Source organism: Streptomyces sp. NPDC127084 (genome assembly GCF_042724175.1).
Taxonomy (GTDB): domain Bacteria; phylum Actinomycetota; class Actinomycetes; order Streptomycetales; family Streptomycetaceae; genus Streptomyces.
In genome coordinates, this window is sequence record NZ_JBHXFA010000026.1 from 1 (window position 1) to 19,487 (window position 19,487).

General features: G+C 71.1%; 11 protein-coding genes. All 11 read right to left on the reverse strand.

Annotated features, from left to right (window positions below; translation table 11 throughout):
• Positions 1–801: 801 nt before the first annotated feature.
• On the reverse strand, positions 802–5,433 hold the full coding sequence (locus ACFWI9_RS09020) for an amino acid adenylation domain-containing protein (RefSeq protein ID WP_387160091.1): 4,632 nt from the start codon (positions 5,431–5,433) through the stop codon (positions 802–804).
• 70 nt (positions 5,434–5,503) lie between these two features.
• On the reverse strand, positions 5,504–10,264 hold the full coding sequence (locus tag ACFWI9_RS09025) for an amino acid adenylation domain-containing protein (protein ID WP_387160093.1): 4,761 nt from the start codon (positions 10,262–10,264) through the stop codon (positions 5,504–5,506).
• A gap of 199 nt (positions 10,265–10,463) precedes the next feature.
• On the reverse strand, positions 10,464–11,738 hold the full coding sequence (locus ACFWI9_RS09030; protein WP_387160094.1) for a glutamate synthase-related protein: 1,275 nt from the start codon (positions 11,736–11,738) through the stop codon (positions 10,464–10,466).
• Positions 11,735–12,736: an asparagine synthetase A gene (locus tag ACFWI9_RS09035; RefSeq protein WP_387160096.1), complete on the reverse strand. Its 1,002-nt coding sequence runs from the start codon at positions 12,734–12,736 to the stop codon at positions 11,735–11,737. The genes ACFWI9_RS09030 and ACFWI9_RS09035 overlap by 4 nt, the downstream gene beginning before the upstream one ends.
• Positions 12,733–14,151, reverse strand: coding sequence for a methylaspartate mutase (locus tag ACFWI9_RS09040; RefSeq protein ID WP_387160098.1), 1,419 nt, complete (start codon positions 14,149–14,151; stop codon positions 12,733–12,735). Before ACFWI9_RS09040 ends, ACFWI9_RS09035 begins: the two co-directional genes overlap by 4 nt.
• 209 nt (positions 14,152–14,360) lie before the next feature.
• Positions 14,361–14,924 (reverse strand): cobalamin B12-binding domain-containing protein, encoded by a 564-nt coding sequence (locus tag ACFWI9_RS09045; RefSeq protein ID WP_387160099.1) that lies wholly within the window; start codon positions 14,922–14,924, stop codon positions 14,361–14,363.
• A 196-nt stretch (positions 14,925–15,120) separates the two neighbouring features.
• Positions 15,121–16,377 carry a helix-turn-helix domain-containing protein gene (locus ACFWI9_RS09050; RefSeq protein ID WP_387160101.1) on the reverse strand — a complete coding sequence of 419 codons (1,257 nt, stop codon included), beginning with the start codon at positions 16,375–16,377 and terminating at the stop codon, positions 15,121–15,123.
• 286 nt (positions 16,378–16,663) lie between these two features.
• On the reverse strand, positions 16,664–16,924 hold the full coding sequence (locus ACFWI9_RS09055; RefSeq protein ID WP_387160146.1) for a transposase: 261 nt from the start codon (positions 16,922–16,924) through the stop codon (positions 16,664–16,666).
• Complete coding sequence (locus tag ACFWI9_RS09060; RefSeq protein ID WP_387160147.1) at positions 16,921–17,202, reverse strand: transposase; 282 nt, start codon at positions 17,200–17,202, stop codon at positions 16,921–16,923. Before ACFWI9_RS09060 ends, ACFWI9_RS09055 begins: the two co-directional genes overlap by 4 nt.
• Before the next feature lie 36 nt (positions 17,203–17,238).
• A complete protein-coding gene (locus ACFWI9_RS09065; RefSeq protein WP_387160103.1) occupies positions 17,239–18,567 on the reverse strand; it encodes an MFS transporter in 1,329 nt (442 codons plus the stop codon).
• On the reverse strand, positions 18,560–19,441 hold the full coding sequence (locus ACFWI9_RS09070) for a hypothetical protein (protein WP_387160104.1): 882 nt from the start codon (positions 19,439–19,441) through the stop codon (positions 18,560–18,562). Before ACFWI9_RS09070 ends, ACFWI9_RS09065 begins: the two co-directional genes overlap by 8 nt.
• Positions 19,442–19,487 lie beyond the last annotated feature (46 nt).

Consider the following 19,487-nt stretch of genomic DNA (forward strand, 5'->3'; position numbering starts at 1 on the left):
GCTGACGCCGACAACGCAGCGTGGAGGCACCTCCCGGGGACCCCCCGCGACAGCAGGGGGAGAAGCCAGGGGGAGTGCGTGCCAGACGTCGCGGGCCAGGCGGGATTTGTCAGACACGGCCGAGGGCGTGCGTGGGGCGGCGGTCCGGGCAGGCGGGGCGGGCCGGGGCGACACGCGGAATCCATCCCGGGCCGCCCCACGCGTGGGACACGACGACCGGAGCCGGCGTACGTCACACGGCCGGGAGCGTGAACGTCAGCGCGGGGCGATGGCCGACAGCCGTCCCCGCCCACCGCGCCGACGCGGCCCAAAAGGTGCACCGGACGAATGGACCGGGCGGGGCTGACGAGCGACCCCCGACCGGCTCGCCCTTGGCCGAGCCGCCAGAGCGGCAGGCACAACGAGCAGCCTGGGACCCCAGCAGGGCCGGGGAGCGACAACCGGAACCCGACCCTGCCCGCCAGACACCGCACGCGTCGTCGGACAGACCGGAGCCGACACACAACGCCTGGCCGCCGACACGCGACCGGCAGCACGAGGCGAGGGACGGGCCGACGACCCGACCCGGCCCGGCTTCCCGACACGGCCCACAAGGCGCACCGGACGAAACGGAGCGGGCTGTCGGGGCCGACAGGCGGCCTCGACCGGCTCCGCCCTGCCAGCCCCCGCCAGATCCGCAGGCAGGACGAGCAGCCTGTGACCGGAACCGAAGCGGGCGTCGGTGCCCAGTCCTTGAGGACTGGGCCGACGGCATGTGGCCCGTCCACCGAGTGTCCGGGGGCACGCACCCACGGCGGCACCTCAGACCTCGGCGGCCAGGCGCGCCAGCGCATCCGCGTAGGAGTCGATGAACTCCTCCGCCGTGGCGTCGACCACCAGCGTGCGCTGGTGGTCCACGGCGAGCAGTACGCGCTGCGAGACCGGGTCCTGGATCAGTGAGGCGCCGAACGCGAAGCTGTTGGGCTCGTGCCGCAGGGTGGGCTCGCAGCCGATCCTGCTGTCCTCGATCCGGGCCGCGCTGAGTCGGCCCAGCGCGTGGAACCGCAGATAGCCGAACTGGCTGTCGAGCGCGGTGTCGGCCATCATCCGGGCCAGCCGGGCGAACGGCACCCGGCGGTGCGGCATCATGTCCAGCTCCTCCCCGTGCACGTGCCGTACCAGGGCGGACAGGTCCCCCTCCGGCTCGGCGACCAGCGGGACCGTGTTGAGGAACAGGCCGTACACCTCGGTGCCGCCGAGCCTTTCCAGTCGGCCGTTCATCGCCAGCCCGGTGGTGACCCGGCGGCGCCCGGTGATCCGGGCGAGTGCGTGCAGATGGGCGGCGAGCGCGACCGACTTGACCGGTACGGCGAGGGCGTCGGCGACCGCGCGCAACTGCCCGGGGGCGTCCGGCAGTACCCGTTCCACCGTGCGCGGCAGCTCGTGGACGTTCTCGCTGCCGGGCCAGAGCTGGCCGGTGGCGCCGTCCAGTCGCCGTTGCCAGTACGCCAGCGACTCCTGGTCGGCGGTGGCCGCGCGTTCCACGGCGACGAAGTCCCGGAAGGCGGTGCGTGGCGGCGGGTTGGGAGCGGACTCCGGATCGGCGGCGAGGACGGTGTGGCGTTCGAGGATCTCGGTGAGCAGCGAGGTGAAGCTCCAGCCGTCGAGGATGGCGTGGTGCTCGGAGATGGTGAGCTGGAAGGCGTCGTCGGCCAGCCGCTGCACGGTGATCCGGAACAGCGGCGGCTCGGCGAGGTCGAAGGGCCGGTCCCGATGGCTCTCGAAGACGCCGCGTATCCGCTCGTCCTGCTCCTCTCCCGGCACCCCGCGCAGATCCTCGAACTCGGTCGGCACGGGCAGTGTGCCGTGCACCAGTTGGAGCGGTTCGCCGTAGCCGGAGAGGTCGAGGCCGGTGCGCAGGACGGGGTGCCGTGCCATCGCCTCTCCGACCGAGCGGCGGAACGCGTCGGCTTCGAGGGCGCCGGTGATCCGGTAGGAGTTGACGTTGTGGTAGCTGTCGGTGCCGCCGGCGACCTCCATGTGGAAGACCATCGAGAGCTGCATCGAGACCATCGGGTAGGCGTCGGTGATCCCGGGCGGCAGCTCGGCCCGGTCCTCGTCGGCGATCAGCGCGAACGGCCGTTTCGCGGCGGGGTCGGTGTCAACCGGCCGGGCAAGCGGCAGCAGTTCGGCGACGGTCGGCGCGTTGAAGACGTCCCTAAGGGTGACCTGCCACCCCCGGTCGTGCAGTGCCCCGGCCAGCTGGACGGCGCGGATGGAGTCCCCGCCGAGGTGGAAGAAGTCGTCATGGACGCCTATCCCGGCGACGCCGAGCACTTCTGTCCAGACTCCGGCGAAGAGCTCTTCCTCCGGTGTACGCGGCTCGACATGCCGGCCGGCGGGAGTGGGTGCGGCCCGGTCGGGGTCGGGCAGCGCGGCGCGGTCCACCTTGCCGTTGACGGTGAGCGGCAGCGCGTCCAGCACGGTGACGCTCGCCGGGATCATGTACTCGGGCAGTGAGCGTGCCAGGAACTCCCGCAGGTCTCCGGGCCCGGCGGCCGAACGCTCGGTGATGTACGCGGCGAGCCGGTCCTCGTGGACCGTGACCACGCAGGCGTCCACCTCCGGGTGGGCGGCGACGGCGTTCTCGATCTCGCCCAGCTCGATCCGGAAGCCGCGCAGTTTCACCTGGAAATCCGCCCGGCCGACGTACTCCAGACCGCCGTCCGGCAGCCGTCTGGCCACGTCGCCGGTCCGGTAGAGCCTGGCGCCGGGCGGGCCGTACGGATCGGCGACGAATCGGCCGGCGGTCAGGCCGGGGCGGCCCCAGTAGCCGTGCGCGAGGCTGCCGCCGCCGATGTACAGCTCGCCGGGGACACCGGGCGGGCAGGGGCGCAGCCAGTCGTCCAGGACGAGCGCGGTGAGGTGCGTCATGGGTTCGCCGACCAGGCTGCGCTCGAAGCCCGCGCCGCCCTCGGCGACATCGTGGATGGTGACGTGGACGGTGGTCTCGGTGATGCCGTAGAGGTTGCAGAGCCGGGCGGGCGGCAGCGGGTCGAGTTCGTGCCAGCGCTGCACCACACCCGGGTCGAGCGCCTCGCCGCCGAGCATGATCCACCGCAGGTCGGGCAGGGCGCGCGGATGGCGGCGCAGCGCCGGTTCGAGCTGCCGGAGGGCCGATGGGGTGAGGCAGAGGTGGGTGACCTGTTCCTCTTCGAGCAGACCGGCGAACTCGTCGGGCGAGCGGCTTGTGAGGTAGGGCACGACGACCAGGCGGGCGCCGTGCAGCAGGGCGCCCCAGAGCTCCCAGACCGTCCAGTCGAAGGCGTAGCTGTGGAACAGGGTCCAGACCTTCTCCGGGCCGAAGCCGAAGTGGTCCCGGCCCGAGTCGATGAGGCGGCTGACGTGCTCGTGGGCGACGGCGACGCCCTTGGGGCGGCCGGTGGAGCCGGAGGTGAAGATGAGATAGGCGATATCGGCGGGGCGGCCGGTGCGGGAGGGACGGGTGGGCGGGTGGGCGGCGATCTCGTCCGCCCGGTCGGCGAGGTCGAGGGTCCTCCAGGGCCCGTCCGGGGCACGGTCGGGCCGATCGGTGAGGACCATGGTGACGGCGGTGTCGCCGAAGACCAGGGCGGCCCGGTCGGCCGGTGCGGCGAGGTCGACCGGCACGTAGGCGGCGCCGGTTTTGAGCACGGCCAGGATGGCGACCGGCACGGCGGCGGTGCGTTCGAGCAGCAGGCCGACCCGGTCGCCGGGGCGCACCCCGCTGGCGAGCAGGGTGTGCGCCAGCCGGTTGGCACGGCGGTCGAGTTCGGCGTAGCTGAGGATGCCGCCCTGGTCGCTCACGGCGGGCCGGTCGGGGTGCGCGTCGGCGGCACGCTCGAAGAGGTGGTGCAGGCAGTCGCCCGGGTCGAGCCGGGCGGGGCGGTGGGGCCGTCCGGCGGAGGTGAGCCGGAGCACGGTGGCGTCCGGGTCGGCGAGGGCGGCGTCCAGCAGTGCGCCGTAGTCGGCGGCGAGCCGGCGCACGGTGCCGGGGTCGAAGAGGTCGCTGCTGTACTCGGCCTCGCCGCGCAGTTCGCCGCCGTCGCTGCCCTCGAAGACGGACCAGGTGAGATCGAACTTGCTGGTGCCGTTGGAGCGGACGGTGCGCACGGCGGTGGCGGCGCCGAGCGCGACCGGCTCCCGGTCCTCGGCGTGGGCACCGAACACCACCTGGACCAGGGGCGGGTGCTGCGGGGTGCGGGAGGTGCCGAGCATGTCGACCAACTGGTCGAAGGGGACGTCGAGGTAGCCGAAGGCATCGAAGGCGCTGTCCTGGATGTCGGCGAGCAACCCGCGGAAGGTGGCGCCGGGAGCGAGCCGTACACGTATCGGCAGCATGTTGACGAAATAGCCGAGCAGGTGGCCGAGTTCCGGACGGTCGCGGGTGGTGACCGGGGTACCGACGAGCAGATCGTCGGCACCGGTCCAGCGGCCCATCAGCATGGCGAAGGCGCCGAGTTGGATGGTGAACGGGGTGACGCCCTCCGCTTCGGCGAGCGCCCGGACCCGGGCCGCGGTGCCGGGGGCGAGCTCGAACGGCTCGGTGGCGCCGAGCTGGCTGCGCTCTGCGGGCCGCGGCCGGTCACCGGGCAGCTCGAGCAGGGTGGGAGCACCGTCGAGGCTCCGCTTCCAGTGTGCGAGATGCTCCTCGTAGGAGGTGTGCTGCTCCTCCTCCGCCCAGTCGGCGTACTGGGTGGGGAGCGCAGCCAGGACGGGATCCCGCTGCTCACTCAACGCGGCGTAGAGCTCGCTGAGTTCGCCGTCGAAGAGCTCAGCCGACCAACCGTCCCAGATGATGTGGTGGACCACGAACAGCAACGTGGTGCGGTCGTCGGCGAGCCGGAACGCCTCGGCGCGCAGCAGCGGTCCCGTGGTCAGGTCGAACGGTTCAGCGGATCGTTCGGCGATCAACTGCTCTGTTCGGTGGCCTTGTTGGGGCTCAGGCAGCTCGCGGAGATCGGTGACGGCGAGTGGCAGGGCGAGGGTGGGGTGGACACACTGGTGGGGGCCGTCCGGGTGCAGGGCGAAAGTGGTGCGCAGCGCCTCGTGCCGGGCGGCCACACCGTCCAGCGCCCGCTGGAGCAGTGTGAGATCGAGCGGGCCGGTGATGTCGTACGTCCAGGGGGTGGTGTACGTGGCGGCCTGCGGGTTCCACCGGTCGAGGAACCACAGGCCGCGCTGGAGACCCGAGACCGGCGCGCTGCGGACGAGGCCCGGGCCGTCGGCGGGCTGCACGGCCGCCCGGCCGGCGGCCGGGCCGGCGGAAGCGCGGAGGTCCGCCGACGGGACGGCGGGCAGGTCGGCTGCCCGGTCGGTCGGCGAACCGGCCGGCGGCGCGACGAGCGGGGCGCCCCACGGGGAGGCCTGAGTGGTGCTCAGCGGCGCGGCAGGCGGGTCGGCGGATGGGCTCATGGCCTCGTTCCCTTCGTTCGGGCGGGTGGACTGACGGTCAGGCGGGCTGGCGGCGGTGCGAGGGGCCGCTTCATCGCGCCCCCATGCGTTCGGCGATGGCGCTGACCGTCCGTCCTCGGAAGACCACCTGTGGCGGGACGCGGGTGCCGGTCTCCTGGGAGAGCCGCATGGCGACCCGTACGGCGGCGAGCGAGTCGCCGCCGATCCGGAAGAAGTCGGCGTCAGGCCCGAGGGCGTCGGTCAGCTTCAGAACAGCGCGGACGGCGTCGGCCACCAGTCGCTGGTCCGGGGTCAACGCGTCAGCAGGGGTCTCCTCGGGGCGTTCGGCGGGAACGGGCAGGGCCCGGCGGTCGGCCTTCCCGTTGGAGTTGAGCGGCAGCGCGTCCAGTACGTCGCAGGTGGCGGGCACCATGTGCTCGGGCAGGAGCCGAGCGAGGTAGTCGAGCAGCGTGTTCGGGTCGGGCCCCGGCGCCCCGGCGGCGGTGACATACGCGGCGAGCCTGCGGTCGCCGGGGGCGGGCTCGTGGACGGTGACGACGGCCTCTCGTACGGACGGGTGGCGGGTGAGCGCGTCCTCGATCTCGCCGGGCTCGACCCGGAAGCCGCGGAGTTTCATCTGGTCGTCGATCCGGCCGGTGATGTCCAGCACCCCGTCCGCCGTCCGGTGGCCGAGGTCGCCGGTGCGGTAGAGCCGTTCGCCGGGCCCACCGAACGGGGAGGCCACGAACCTCTCGGCGGTCAGCCCGGGCCGGCCCATGTATCCGAGTGCGAGGCCACCGCCCGACGCGTACAGCTCACCGGTGGCGCCGTCCGCGACGGGACACAGCCGCTCGTCGAGGATGTGGATCTCCTTGCCGTGCAGCGGGTGGCCGATCGGGATGGAGTTGCCGGCGGCATCCTCCCGGGTGGCGCGGTGGCAGGTGGTGAGGCCGAGGCTCTCGACCGGGCCGTAGCCGTTGGCGACGACCAGGTCCGGCCACTGTTCGAGCGCCTTGCCGACATGGGTGACGGAGGCCCGCTCACCGGCGGTGAAGGCCACCTTGAGGTCGTCGTAGGTCTCCGGGAACTCCTCCAGAAGGAAGTTGAACAGGCTGGCCGAGAGCTGGAGTTGGGTGACGCCGTGCCGTCGGGTGAGTTCGCTGACGGTCTGCGGGTCGGGCCGCTGGCCGGGCTGGAGCACGCACACCCCGCCGAAGGCGAGCGCCCCGTACAGCTCCAGGGCGAAGGCGTCCCAGGAGACCGGGGAGCACTGGAGCCATACCTCGTCGGGGCCGAAACGGGCGTAGTCCTGGCCCAGGTACGTGGTGGTGAGGGCGCGGTGCGGGACGGCGACGCCCTTGGGGCGTCCGGTGGAGCCGGAGGTGAACATCACGCAGGCGAGATCGGCACCGGTGACCGGCAGGCCGGGGTCGTGGCCGGGACAGGCCCCGACGACGGCGGCTGCGGCGTCCAGGTCGAGATGGTGGGCGACCGGGAACGGCGGTCTCGTGTCCCGGTGGGTGATCAGCAGGGCGGCGCCGCTGTCCGCGAACGCGCCGGCCAGCCGCTCGGCGGGGAAGTCCGGGTCGAGCAGGGTGTAGCCGGCGCCGGACTTCAGCGCGGCCAGCGAGGCGATGACCAGGTCCGGTGCACGCTCGACCAGGATGGCGACGGTGTCGCCGCGGCCGATGCCCAAGCCGCCACCGAGGTGGTGGGCGAGACGATTGGCCCGCTCGTTCAGGGTGCCGTAGTCGATGCGGTCCGCACCGGAGACCAGGGCGAGGGCGTGCGGTTCCCGGGCGGCCCGGTCCTCGAACAGTGTGTGCACCGGCGTTTCGACGGCGGCGGCGAGAGTGCCGAGCCAGGCTTCGCACAGCGCGGCCATGGTGGCGGGGTCGAACAGGTCGGAGTCGTACTCGAAGCGGCCGGTGAAGTCGGTGCCCCGGTCGTCCACGGAGATGGAAAGGTCGAAGCGGGAGACGGGGTTGGAGTGCAACTCGCGGGTGACCTCGGTGCCGCCGACGGTCAGCGGACGGGTGTCCAGCGGGTGCAGCTCCAGCAGCACCTGGCAGAGGGGGTTGCGGTCGTCGGTGCGGTCGTCGGTGCGCTGCTCCATGACGGCGCCCGCGATGGCGTCGAACGGTGCCTCCTGGTGGCGGTAGCCGCCGATCGCCACCTCGCGGACGTGTCGGACCAGCTCACGGAAGTCCATCCCCTCGTCCAGTCGTACGCGCAGGGGCAACAGGTTGACGAAGTAGCCGATCAGGGCGTCGAGTTCGGCCCGGCCACGGACGCTCACCGGGGAGCCGAGCACCAGGTCGCGCCGCCCGGTGCGCCGGTGCAGGGTGAGCGCGAGCCCGGCCAGCAGGACCATGTACGGGGTCGCGTCCTCGCTGCGGGCGAGTGCCCGGACAGCCTCGGCGACCGGGCGCGGCATCGTGAAGCGGTGGAACGCGCCACGGAAGGCCCGCAGTTCGGGGCGGGGGTGGTCGGTGGGGAGCGCGGGCTCGGTGGGCGCGCCACGCAACTGTTCGCGCCAGTAGTCGAGCTGCCGCTCGGCGGTGCCGTCTTGCTGCTGCCACAGGCTGTAGTCGGCGTACTGCAGCGGGAGTTCGGGAAGTCCGGCGGGACGGCCGGTGGACAGGGACTCGTACAGGGCGGCCAGTTCAGCCTCCAGGACCGGGAGTGAGCCCTCGTCCCAGACGATGTGGTGGCAGAGCAGCAGCAGGGTGGACGTCTCGCCGGTGCGGTAGAGGTGGGCGCGGACCAGGGGGCCGGTCTCCAGGTCGAACGGCACCAGCGCGGCCTTGGCCAGCAGGCCGTCCACGGCATCGGCAGTGGTGTCCACGACGGTGAAGGGCAGCTCGATTGAGGCGCGGATCATCTGCCGTGGGCCGTCCTCGCCCAGCTCGAATGTGGTGCGCAGCGCTTCGTGCCGGTCGGCCACGCCCGTCAGGGCGCGGCGGAGCAGCTCCGGGTCGACCGGTCCGGCGAAGCGGAACACCCAGGGCACGATGTAGGTCGGCGCGTCCGGGTTCCACTGGTCCAGGAACCACAGCCCGCGCTGGAAGTTCGCGAGCGGCGCCTCGGTGGCGGCGGCCCGGTTCAGCGCCGGGCGTTCGCCGCCGTCCGAGGCGGCGGTCACCGCGGCGGCGAACTCGGCGAGGGTCGGCGCGTCGAAGATGGTGTAAGGCGAGATCATGCCGAACACGTCGAAGACGCGGCCGACCACGCGTACGGCCGTGAGCGAATCCCCGCCCAGGTGGAAGAAGTTGTCGTCGGCGCTGACTTCGGGGACTCCCAGCACGTCTGCCCAGACGGCGGCGATCAGCTGCTCGGCGGGGGTACGCGGCGGGCGGCGGGCCGCGACCGGCGCGGCGGGCGCGGCCTGCGGCTCGGGCAGCGCGGCCCAGTCCACCTTGCCACCGGCGGTCAGCGGGAACGCGTCCAGCAGGGTGACGGTCGCCGGGACCATGTGCTCGGGAAGCCGCTCCGCCAGGTAGGCACGCAGTTCGGCCGGGTCTGGGGCGCTGCCGGTCGCATACGCGGCGAGCCGGCCCTCATGCGCGACCACGACCGCTGCGGCGATGTCCGGGCGGGCGGCCAGCACCTGCTCGATCTCGCCGGGCTCGACCCGGAAGCCGCGGACCTTGACCTGATGGTCCACGCGGCCGACGAACTCCAGGGCGGTACGAGTACCGGCCTGTGTACCAGGCTGCCGGACCAGGTCACCGGTGCGGTACATCCGGGCGCCCGGCTCCGGTGCGAAGGGGTCCGCGAGGAACCGGCCGGCGGTCAGTCCCGGGCGGCCGTGGTAGCCGGAGGCCAACAGCGGTCCGCCGATGTACAGCTCACCGGATGTGCCGGGCGCCACCGGCCGCAGCCGGTCGTCCAGCACATAGGCGCGGCGGTCACCGAGCGGGCGGCCGATCGGGACCGTGTCGCCCTCCCCCGCGGCCGGTCGCGTCAGTTCGTGCACGGTGGCGGTGACGACGGTCTCGGTGGGCCCGTAGGCGTTGAGCAGCGGCACACCGGTGGCGGCCCACCAGCGGGAAGCGGCGTCCGGATAGAGCCGGTCGCTGCCGGAGATCATCAGTCGGAGGGTGCGCGGCGGGCGGCCGCCCTCGCGGAGCGCGGCCACCACCTCCTGGAAGTAGCCGGCGGCAAGATTGGCCACGGTGACAGCCTCGGCGTCCAGCAGCTCCAGCAGGGCGGCGGGAGCGAGCAGTCGCTGCTCGGGTACGAGGACGCAGGCGCCGACCGAGAGGGCGGTGAGCACCTGTTCGACGGCCACGTCCACGGTGGGGCGGGCGAAGTGCAGCACCACATCGTCCTGGGTGAGCCCGAAGCGCTCGACGGCGGCGGCCAGATGGCCGGTCAGCGCGGCCAGTGGGACATGGACGCCCTTGGGGCGACCGGTGGTGCCGGAGGTGTAGATGAGGTAGCCCGCGGCGGACTCGCGACCGCGCCGGTCCGGGTCCGGCTCGCTCGCGGGTCCGGCCAGGTCCCGGGCGGCAGCAGGCTCTGCGCCCGTGAGCAGTTCGCCGTCGGTGTAGGAGAGGGTGGCTCCGGCGTCCTCGCGGATCCAGTCGTTGCGCTCCTCGGGTGCCTCCCGGTCGAGCGGCAGGTAGGTGGCACCGGCGCGGAGGGCGGCGAGCAGGCCGACCACGTGGTCGAGCCGGTCCCGGCCGGTGACGGCCACCGTCCGTCCGGGGGCGATCCGGGCGGCGAGGGCTCCGCTCAGCTCGTCCAGCTCCCGGTAGGCGACGGTCCGGGAGCCGAGCCGTAGGGCTGGGCGATCCGGGAACCGACGTGCGACGGATATGAAAGGGAGATCGCGAGATTCCATCATCCAACCCCGATGAATTGACGACGCTGCGGGTGGTCGTCTCGAAAATATGGCGGTGTCTCCGGGCCGATCGGCAGAATGCCCGGAAGACCGTCGGCAGTTTCAACTGCCTCTCAGTCTGAGCGAGTTACAAAACGCAGAAACAGCGCAGCCCGCCCGGGCGACAGCGAACGCCCCGGCGGGCTGCGGGAGATTGCCCCGGCTATCCCGTGACGGGAATTTCAGGGAAGTCCTGGGACCATATGTCGTTCCGGTCCAGTGCGGTCGGCGCGTATTTTCCGAGTGCGCTGATCAGCAATCGGAGTTCGAGCGCGAAGCACTCCGCGAACCGGATCAGCCCGGCCCGCGGGTCTTCGGCTGTGGCGAGCAGAGCGGCCCGGCCCAGGCCCACGGCGCGGGCGCCCAGCGCCAAGCTCTTCACCGCCCGGCCGCCCTCCCAGATCCGTCCGGAGACGAGCAGGCAGGACACTGGGCCCGCGGTTGCCAGTCGGCGCAGGCACTCCGCCAGCGGCAGCCCGACCTGGTCCGGGAAGATCCCCGGCGCCCACCCGGTGCCGCCCTCGGCACCGTCCACCGTCACGGCGTCCGCCCCCGCCTCGGCGGCCACCCGGGCGGCCTCGGCGATGTCCCGGCCGGGGTGCAGCTTCACCCAGATCCGGGCCCGGGGGAAGTTGTTGCGCATCAGCCGGATCTGCTGGCGCAGTATCTCGGCCGTGAAGGTACCGGGGGTGCTGGAGCGCAGCACCCGGCCGTCACCGAAGACGTCGTCAAGACCGTACCTGTCACCGAGCCGGCCTGCTGCCCCGGTGTCCAGCACGGTCATCCCGCCGAGACCCGGCTTGGCGCCCTGCCCGAGCTTCAACTCGAAGGCCAGCCGACCTGATTCGAGCAGCGGCAGGGCAGCCGGGTCGCTGTATACGAGGTTCCACACCTCGGCGTCGGCGTCCTCGGTCGACTGCTGTACGGCGACACCGCCCTGTCCGTCCGGCAACTCTTCCGCGTAGGCGCGAAGGCGGCCGAGCAGTGCCCGGTCAGCCTCCTCGCCGAGTCTGCCGTAGCCGTTCACCGGGACGACGTTCTCGCCGATCACCATGGGGACGCCGAGCGCGCCCGCCTGCCTGCTGAGCGCGAGACCGAGGTCGCCACCTGCTGCCCGGGTGGAGCCGAGTGCGGATACGTACACCGGCAGGGGGGAGGTGAATCCACCGATGGCGGTGTCCAGTTCGACATCCCGGTAGTCCGGCTCGCGGCCGAGGTCGATCAGCCGGGCGAGACGTTGCGGCATGAACACCGGCGGGGCGATCCGTACCGCGTCGAGCACGTCCCGCTCGCCGCCCCGGAACCGGCTCTCCCCGTGCTCCGCACCGAACAGGACCCGGCCGTACTCGCCGGGGGGCGGGAAGGCCGCCGCCGTCCCGCCCCGGGCACGCCACCGGACCTCCTCCTCCGGGAAGCCGGGCGCCGACAGATCGCTCACGGCGACACCACCCCGGCCAGCTTCGGGAAGGCACTGGCCTGCCAGACCGCGTCCAGTCCGGAGACATAGCGGGTCAGCCGCTCGACGCCGATACCGAAGCCCGCGCTGCCGGGCACACCCTCACGGACCAGGTCCAGATACCAGCGGTACTTCTGCGGGTTCTCGCCGGTCTCCCGCATCCGGGTGACGATCTCCGCGTAGTCGTTGGTGCGCTGGCTGCCACTGCACAGTTCGCCGTAGCCCTCGGCTGCGATCAGGTCGAAGTTCCTGAGCAGGCCGGGCTGTTCGGGGTCCTCCCGGTCGTAGAATCCGCGGGAGCCCTTGGGGTAGTCGGTGACGAAGAACGGCCGGTCCCGCTGGGCGGACAGCAATGCCTCACCGGCCCAGTCGAGTTCGGCGTCCGGGCTCTGCGGGTGGCCGAGCCCTTGCAGTTCGGCGACGGCCTCGGCGTGCCTCATCCGGCCGAACGAGCCCTTCAGCAGCTCGGTGAACGCATCGACGTCCCGCCCGAGTTCGGAAAACTCCTTGGGCAGTTCCCGGACCGCGCTTTCGACCATGTGCACCACCAGGCGTTCGACCAGCCGAACGGCGTCGTCCCTGGTCGCACCCGCTATCTCGACATCGAGCTGGTGGAACTCGGCCAGGTGGCGGCTGGTACCGGCGGTCTCCAGCGGTTCCAGCCGGACGTTGGGAGCAATGCAGAAGATCTTGTCGAAGGCCAGCAGTGAGGCCTGCTTGTAGAGGATCGCGCTCGTCATCAGCTTGTAGCGGTGACCGTAGAAGTCGACATCGACCTGCTTTGAACCGCGTGAGCCGGGGTCGGTGACCGGCCCGATGATCGGCGGGAGCAGCTCGGTGAAGCCCTGCTCGCGCAGGAACTCCCTGGCAGCGAAGAGAAGTTGGTGCTGGACCCGGAGCGCGCTGCGAGTGGCCGGCGCGGTCAGGTGGCGAGCGGGGTCCGGGAACGGTGCGGGGGCCGTGAGACCGTCGGTGGTCATGATGTGGTGAGTCCCAACTCTCGTCGTGGCGTGGACGTCGTGCGGGGCGGTACAGGCGGAGGGAGCGGGCCGGGGACGGCGGCACGGGCGTCGTAGTGCCGCTGGACGTGGGAGAGCGCCGAGAGCAGCCCGGCCGAGCCGAGGATCGGCGGCCGCGGGCGGCCGTCCGGCCGCCCGGTGATCGGCATCGACCCGACGCTCGACCAGTGCAACCGGCCGTCGGGCGCGAGTGAGGTGCGGGACCGGCCGGCGTTGTCCGGGTGCAGGCAGTAGGGAACGTCCAGGTAGCCGGCGGCGAAGGCCCGGACCAGCGCGCGGCCGATATCCGCGTCCAGCTCCAGCACAGCGCCGATCAACGCGCGCGCCTCCGCCTCGATGCCGGTGTCAGCCACGCCGGTCTCCCCGATCCCGCTGCCGGCGGTGCCGGTGTCCGCGGTGCGGATGCCGGGCACAGCGGTCAGCGGTGCCCCGGCGCGCTCGGCGGCTGCAGCGGCCGCTGCCGTCTCCAACGCCCGGATGTTCTCGCCCACCGTCGGGATGCGGTGCGCCTCGGCGGTGGTCTTGACGATCAGCCGGGCAGCGCCCGCCCGCACGGCCAACCGGGCCGCGTCCTCCAGCAGCATCCGGGCCCCTCCGGGCGAGCGCGGGAAGACACCCATGTAGGCGTAGAGCACGATGTGATGGTCGACGTCCGGCAGCAGTTCGCCGGCCAGCCGTCCGAGCACGGTGAGTGCCTCCTCGTCCTGGCGCGGGTCGGCCTGCTGGGCGTAACTGAGCGAGAGCGAACGCAGCCCGTGCTGCCGGAAGAAGAGCGCCTCGAGCACACTGACCGCGATCAGCAGGCTCGGTGGACAGAGCTGACCCATCAGGCAGCCGCCGAATGTCTCCAGATGCGGCTCGGCGCCGAACCGCGCAGCCGAGGCGAGCAGTTCACAGCAGCGCTGCCAGTTGGCAACCGCTTCACGCAGCGGCGTACGGCTGTACGGCAGGCAGTACGAGACCGGGCCGCCCTCCGTTGCGTCCAGGCCGACCGCCAGCAGCGCACGGACGATGTGCTCCGGCATCGCCGAACCGTGCCGGACCTGTACCGGGAACCGTGCGTCCGCGACGCCCCGCAGCACCGCCCGAGTGGTGTCCGCAGGGTGGGTGGCGATCGGGTAGCCGTTCAGGCCGACCCCTTCGGCGAGAGCGCGCCGGGCGGCGTCGAGATCGCCGGTGCGGGTGTAGCTGTCGAGCGTGATGGTGCCGACCGTGGCAGCGTCCGCGTCCCGGGTGGCGAGCAGGCCGTCGCGCATCAGCAACGGGTCGGCCATCCCCATCCTGGGCTGTACGACCAGAACACCGCTCGCCCGGGCTCGGGCGACGAAGGCACCGAAGCCGGACTCCAGGGCGGCCGGGACGGCACGAGGGGACATCGGAGGAGCAGGGGCGGCTGGAGCGGACACTGGAGCAGCAGGGGCAGCAGGGGCAGCAGGGGCAGACGCCGGAACAGCAGGCGCGGATACGGCACGAGCTGACCCCGAAGCAGCGGACACGGACGCCGGGGCGGCAGGTGCGGACGCTGAGACAGCGGGTGCGTCACAGCGGTCGGTGAGCGCCTCGCTCGTGCCACCCCCGGGGCCGGTCACAGCAGCACCCCCGACTCGGCGGGCAGCACCTCGGATCCGGTGGGCAGGGAGCCCGACCCGGAAGCCGGCAACCCGGGCCCCGGCCCAAGCGGCAGCGCCCTGGCCCCGGATGACAGCGAGCCGACGAAGGACTGGAACTCCAGTACCGACCCACCCTCTTCGAAGACCCCGTCGAAGCCTGCCGCCAGCAGCGCCCGCTGCCGGTTCGTGGTGCCGGAGCCGGAGCCCGCGATCCCCAGCTTTCCGCCGATCACGGTCGGCGTGCGGACCAGTTCGGGGCAGGCGCGCAGTGCCGCGATCACCCGCCGTCCGTCGTGGAAACCGTGCCCGTTGACGCTGCTCAGCACGATCAGGTCCGGTTCGATCCGGCGGCACTCGGCGACCAGCAGTTCGTCCGGCACACAGGCGCCCAGGTTGGTGACCCGGTGCCCGAGCTCCTCCAACAGTAGCTGGAGGAAGACCAGGTTCCAGGTGTGCGAGTCCGAGGCCATGGTCGTCACGACGATGTCCAGACCGGCCGGCTCGGCCTTTTCGTGCTGCTCCACGGCATGCTGCTCCACGGCGCAAACCCTCTGTGTCGGTAGGTGGGTGGGGAGTCCCGGCGAGTGGTGGGACTCCGGGTGTCCGGGGCGACAGGGTGTTCGGCTCGCCCGGCCGTACACAGAACGCTAGGGAGCGTCCGGGCGCCGGACCGGCAGCTCGCCCGGCAGGATTCGGGCAGTATCGGCTGCTCGGACCGGAGCTCTCGGCGGAAGCTCAGCTCGCAGCCGCGAGCTCCGGGTACGCACCGGTCCCGCACAGGAGCCGGAAGAGGTTCAGCACGGTGAACCGTACGCCGTCGCGGGCGGGGACCCTGCGGATCAGCCCGCTCGCCAGCAGCTCGTGCACCGCCGCCAGGCACTCCTGCGGCGGGCGACCGCTCAGTTCGACGGCGTCCTCGCCCGACCAGTCCCCCGGTGTGGCCGCGAGCCGCTCCAGAAGGTCCCGCTGACCGAGCGTCAGCCGCTCCAGCGCGGCGCCCAGCGCCGCGCCGACGTCCGCCCTACCGCCGTATCCGGCCGGCGATGGCGCCAGATGGAGCGGACCGCTCGCCAGCTGCGCCGCCAGCTGACGCGGGGGCAGTACCGTCGACCAGTCGGCCGCAAGCTCCAGCGCACCTGGCAAGCCGTCGAGTTGACGACAGAGCGCGGCGATGGCGGGTGCCTCGTCGGGTTCCATCCGGTAGCCGGGGCGGAGTCGGCGCAGATGCGAAAGCAGCAACCGGACCGCGCCCACCTCGGCCAGTGCCACCGGATCGTGGTCGAGTTCCGGCTCGGGGGTGGGCAGCGGCGCGAGCGGGATCACCTGGCCACCGGGCAGCGACTGCGGGGCCCGGGCGGTGATCAGCACCCGCAGACCGGGGCAGTGGTGGAAGAGCTCGTCCAGAAGGACCGTGTCCACGCCGGCGTCGGCGCCGTCAAGGACCAGTAGCGTCGGCCGCTCGCCGATCGCCCGGGCGAGGTCCGCGCGGCGTTCGAGTCCGGCCGCCGGCTGCCGGCCGCAGTCGATCCAGCGCACCGACCACCGGGACCCGAGGTGCAGCCGACGCGCGACCTCCAGCACCAGCCGGGTCTTGCCGGACCCGCCGAGGCCGGCCACGGTGATCAGCCGATCCCCGTATACGGCCAGAGCGTCGGTCAGGACTTCGGCCTCCAGCTCCCGGCCGATGATCGCTCCCCGGGCGACCGGCGGCGCGGTCGGCTCGTCGGACGTCTCCTCGACGAACGCCTGCCGACGGGCCGCCGCTTCGAAGTTGGACCGGATGCGGCCCTCCAGCCGCAGCGCATCGGCCAGCAGCCGGACCGTCTCCTGCCGCGGGCGCTGCACCCGTCCGCTCTCCATGTCCCGGATCGCCCGGACGCTCAGGGTCGCGTGGTCGGCGAGCACCTGCTGGGTCAGGCCGACCCGTTCACGCCGGATCCTGAGCAGTTCTCCGAAGCCCGCCGTCGACCGCAGTGGCTGAAAACCGTCCATGCCTCGTCCACCTTCCGTGGGTTGGCCAATGCGCTGGGGACCCGGGGCCCTGGCGGCGTACGGTGCACGCCGAAGGCGGCGGCGACCGGTGGTGACCGGCGAGCCGTGTTCCCCCTTGGCTCCGATGGTCCACGGCACGGCTCTACGGCCGATCAACGGCCGATCACCGCACGTTCACGCACTCTCCACACTGTCCGGCGGCTCGCCGTCGGGCGATGGGACACGGGAACGGCCAAAAGGTGAGGTGCGGGGAGCGCGACGGGTCAGGCACCTCGCACGCCCCGTTTCAGCCCCCGACCTGCCCCCGAGGCCTGGTGTGGGTGATCCCGCGTTTGCGCAGGTAGTTGCGGAATCCGCGGGAGCTGTGAGCCTTGTCCGCAACGACGTGGTCAGGTCTTGAGCGTGGGCGGCCGGGACCGGTGCGAGGTACTCGGATGCGCTCCAGCAATGTCTCGGCGCAGACGCTGCCGTGGCGTTGGCCAGGGGTGAGCAGGATGGCGAGGGGCCTGCCGCGGCCGTCGCAGGCGAGGTGGGGCTTGGTGGTCAGTCCTCCTCGGGATCGGCCGTGGGCGTGATCGTCCGGTTCGTCCCTGCGGTGCTTCCCCCTTTTCGGCCGGTGGCGGCGGCGTGCTGGTGGGCCCGGACGACAGTGGAGTCGATCTGCACCAGCCAGTCGATGTCGCCGAGCGCGTCCGCTTTGGCCTGGACCTGCTGCAGAACCCGGGTGAACACGCCGTCCAGGGCATAGCGCCGAAAGCGCGTGTACACCGTCTTCCACGGCCCGTAGCGCGCGGGAAGGTCACGCCAGGAGACCCCCGAGCCGATGCTGCACCTCTTCTCATTTCGTCGTCCCCGGACCGGCTAACGCGCGGTGGATGCAGGCTGAGGGGGCATGGCGACGCGTTTGAGATGCGGACTCGCCAGCAGTATGAATGAGATGACCAATTGGACAACGGCGGCCAAGCTGATCAGCAGTCCGGCTCCGCCGCCCGGGGCGGCAAAGCGCGGAAACACCTGTGCCGCCGATACGGTCAGAGCAGAGTCCGACGCGAAAGTGTGGCCAAGCAGCCAGCCCCCGAGGAGTACAGCTACGGGGTAGGGGCCTTGGCCCAGCAGGCGCCTGGCGCCGAACACCGAAGCCTGCTGTTCTGGTGGCACTCGTTCCTGCCAAATAGCCGTCAGCGAGGTGTTGCTGACTTGCAGCGCGGCGCTATTGACGGCGTGAGTGATTGCCCAGACAAGAGGGATCGCTGTGAGTGCCAGCCCCAGTCTCCCTACTGCTGGAGCGGCAAGCAGCGAACCACCGATCAGGATTGCTCGGTTGACACGTCTACCTAGGCCTACGGCGACAGCAGACCCGAGCAGGAGACCCACCGAAGCGGCAGTGTTGACCATGGCGAGGTTCCTGTTCGCATCCGTGGCTGAAGATGCAGTCAGTACATACACCGTCAGAACTGCTGCGGTAAGGCCATTGCAGAAATTGATGGCTGCGTAGGAAATCTGCAGACGCCTCAGATCCGGATGTCCCAGCACGAATCTCAAGCCCGCTGCCGCTCCTGCGAAAAGTCGCCTGCCTCGTTCTGGCGCTTGGCTCGGGTGTTCGTCCCAACGCATCTTCAAGAGAAGCAAGGCGGGAATACCGAAAGTTGCTGCATCGAAGAGCAGTACGATGGACGGTGAAAATGCAGCGTACACAGCGGCCCCGAGCACCGGACCAACCAAGGTGGGCGCCGCCTCGATCAAAGAGGTTACGCCATTGATCCGGGTGAGGTCTGCTTCAGGGCGCAGCTGCCGCACACTTGCAGCAAGAGTCACCGAGAGCGCCGCATTGAGAATACCTGCGGCGAAGAGCAACCCCAGCAGTACGGAGAGCCAAAGCGCATTCGAAGTACTATCCGACGACATCACCAGAGCCAGCAGCACCGACAACGTGCTCAGTGCGGCATTGCAAAAGATCAGCACAATGCGGCGGGGGAATCGGTCGGCGACGGTTCCAGCGATCGGGGCCAGATAGATACTGGTAAGCGTACCTACTGCGGTGATCAGTACCAGATCCGTCGCGCTCCCCGTCTCGGCATAAACCGTGAGAGCGATGGTGATTGCCGCGGCACTCGAGCCGGTAAGAGACAAGAGCTGGCCGCCCCAGACTGCAGCGAAAAGCCGATCTTTGCGACTGACCCGCTTACTCATACGCAGGTAGCGCTTGATTCTGGGCGCCCTCATCGACTGGGCGTTTGTGCAACCACGCCTCAAGGAGGCTGGACCTCTGCGCCGACGCCTCCACGAGTCGGCCAACGAATAGTGCACCTTCGCTGGTGAAGTAATCGATGTGGTCGGTCAGGGCCACGCACAGGGTACGCAGCGCGCTCACGGACTCCTCGCTTGCCTGAGAGATCATGGCACGCTCCTCGGGCGTGAGTTCAGCGCTGCTCAATTCGGCAAGCCGCCAATGCATCAGATGGCAGTACACGGCAGCCGCATGCAGCACCCGGTCCAGCTCCCACTCCCGGTTACGTTCCTCGCCGGCTGTCTTCCGCCAGTAAATGGGGATCTTCGGGCTAGTACTGGAGCTGTAGCCAGGCACCAGCAGTTCCCTGGACAGCAGCGTATGGTTGACCGCTTGGTGCACTGCTTCGTGATAGAGGTTTTCAGCGGCGAGCCGGGCCGACGGAGCGGAGGCGACGCTTCGCGGCGGGATGTGCACGAAGGCGCGCTGGGAAAAGAAGACACAAAGCGGGAAGTCCGGTAGCGAACATGAGGTGATCAAGGGAGAGCCGCCCTCCGCGGACTGCTCCGTCAGTGCGAACGTAGTGACGTACGTCCGGAGCAGTTCCATGGCCCATGGATGAGTCGCTACGACTTCCAGGGCTGCTGAGATCGATTCCCGGACGTATGCGCAGGGGGACACAACGGCATGGCCGTCGAGTGAGACCGCGTCGTCCAGGGAACCCGGTACGTCACCCGGAAGAAGCCACCAGAAGACACTGCCACCGACCTCGAATCGCTCAACTGTTCCGGTCCGGGCCGTTTCGCCTTCGGGGCTGCCGAGCAGGATGTCGTGCAAGAGGAGGGGCAGGAGACCCTCAGGAGCCGCGCTATCGCGGCAACCC

Bases quoted from the DNA above. Each gene is read 5' to 3' on its own strand.
- ACFWI9_RS09065 (WP_387160103.1), bottom strand. From the start codon at position 18,567: ATGAGTAAGCGGGTCAGTCGCAAAGATCGGCTTTTCGCTGCAGTCTGG.
- ACFWI9_RS09035 (WP_387160096.1), bottom strand. From the start codon at position 12,736: ATGACCACCGACGGTCTCACGGCCCCCGCACCGTTCCCGGACCCCGCT.
- ACFWI9_RS09050 (WP_387160101.1), bottom strand. From the start codon at position 16,377: ATGGACGGTTTTCAGCCACTGCGGTCGACGGCGGGCTTCGGAGAACTG.
- ACFWI9_RS09020 (WP_387160091.1), bottom strand. From the start codon at position 5,433: ATGAGCCCATCCGCCGACCCGCCTGCCGCGCCGCTGAGCACCACTCAG.
- ACFWI9_RS09025 (WP_387160093.1), bottom strand. From the start codon at position 10,264: ATGATGGAATCTCGCGATCTCCCTTTCATATCCGTCGCACGTCGGTTC.
- ACFWI9_RS09040 (WP_387160098.1), bottom strand. From the start codon at position 14,151: ATGTCCCCTCGTGCCGTCCCGGCCGCCCTGGAGTCCGGCTTCGGTGCC.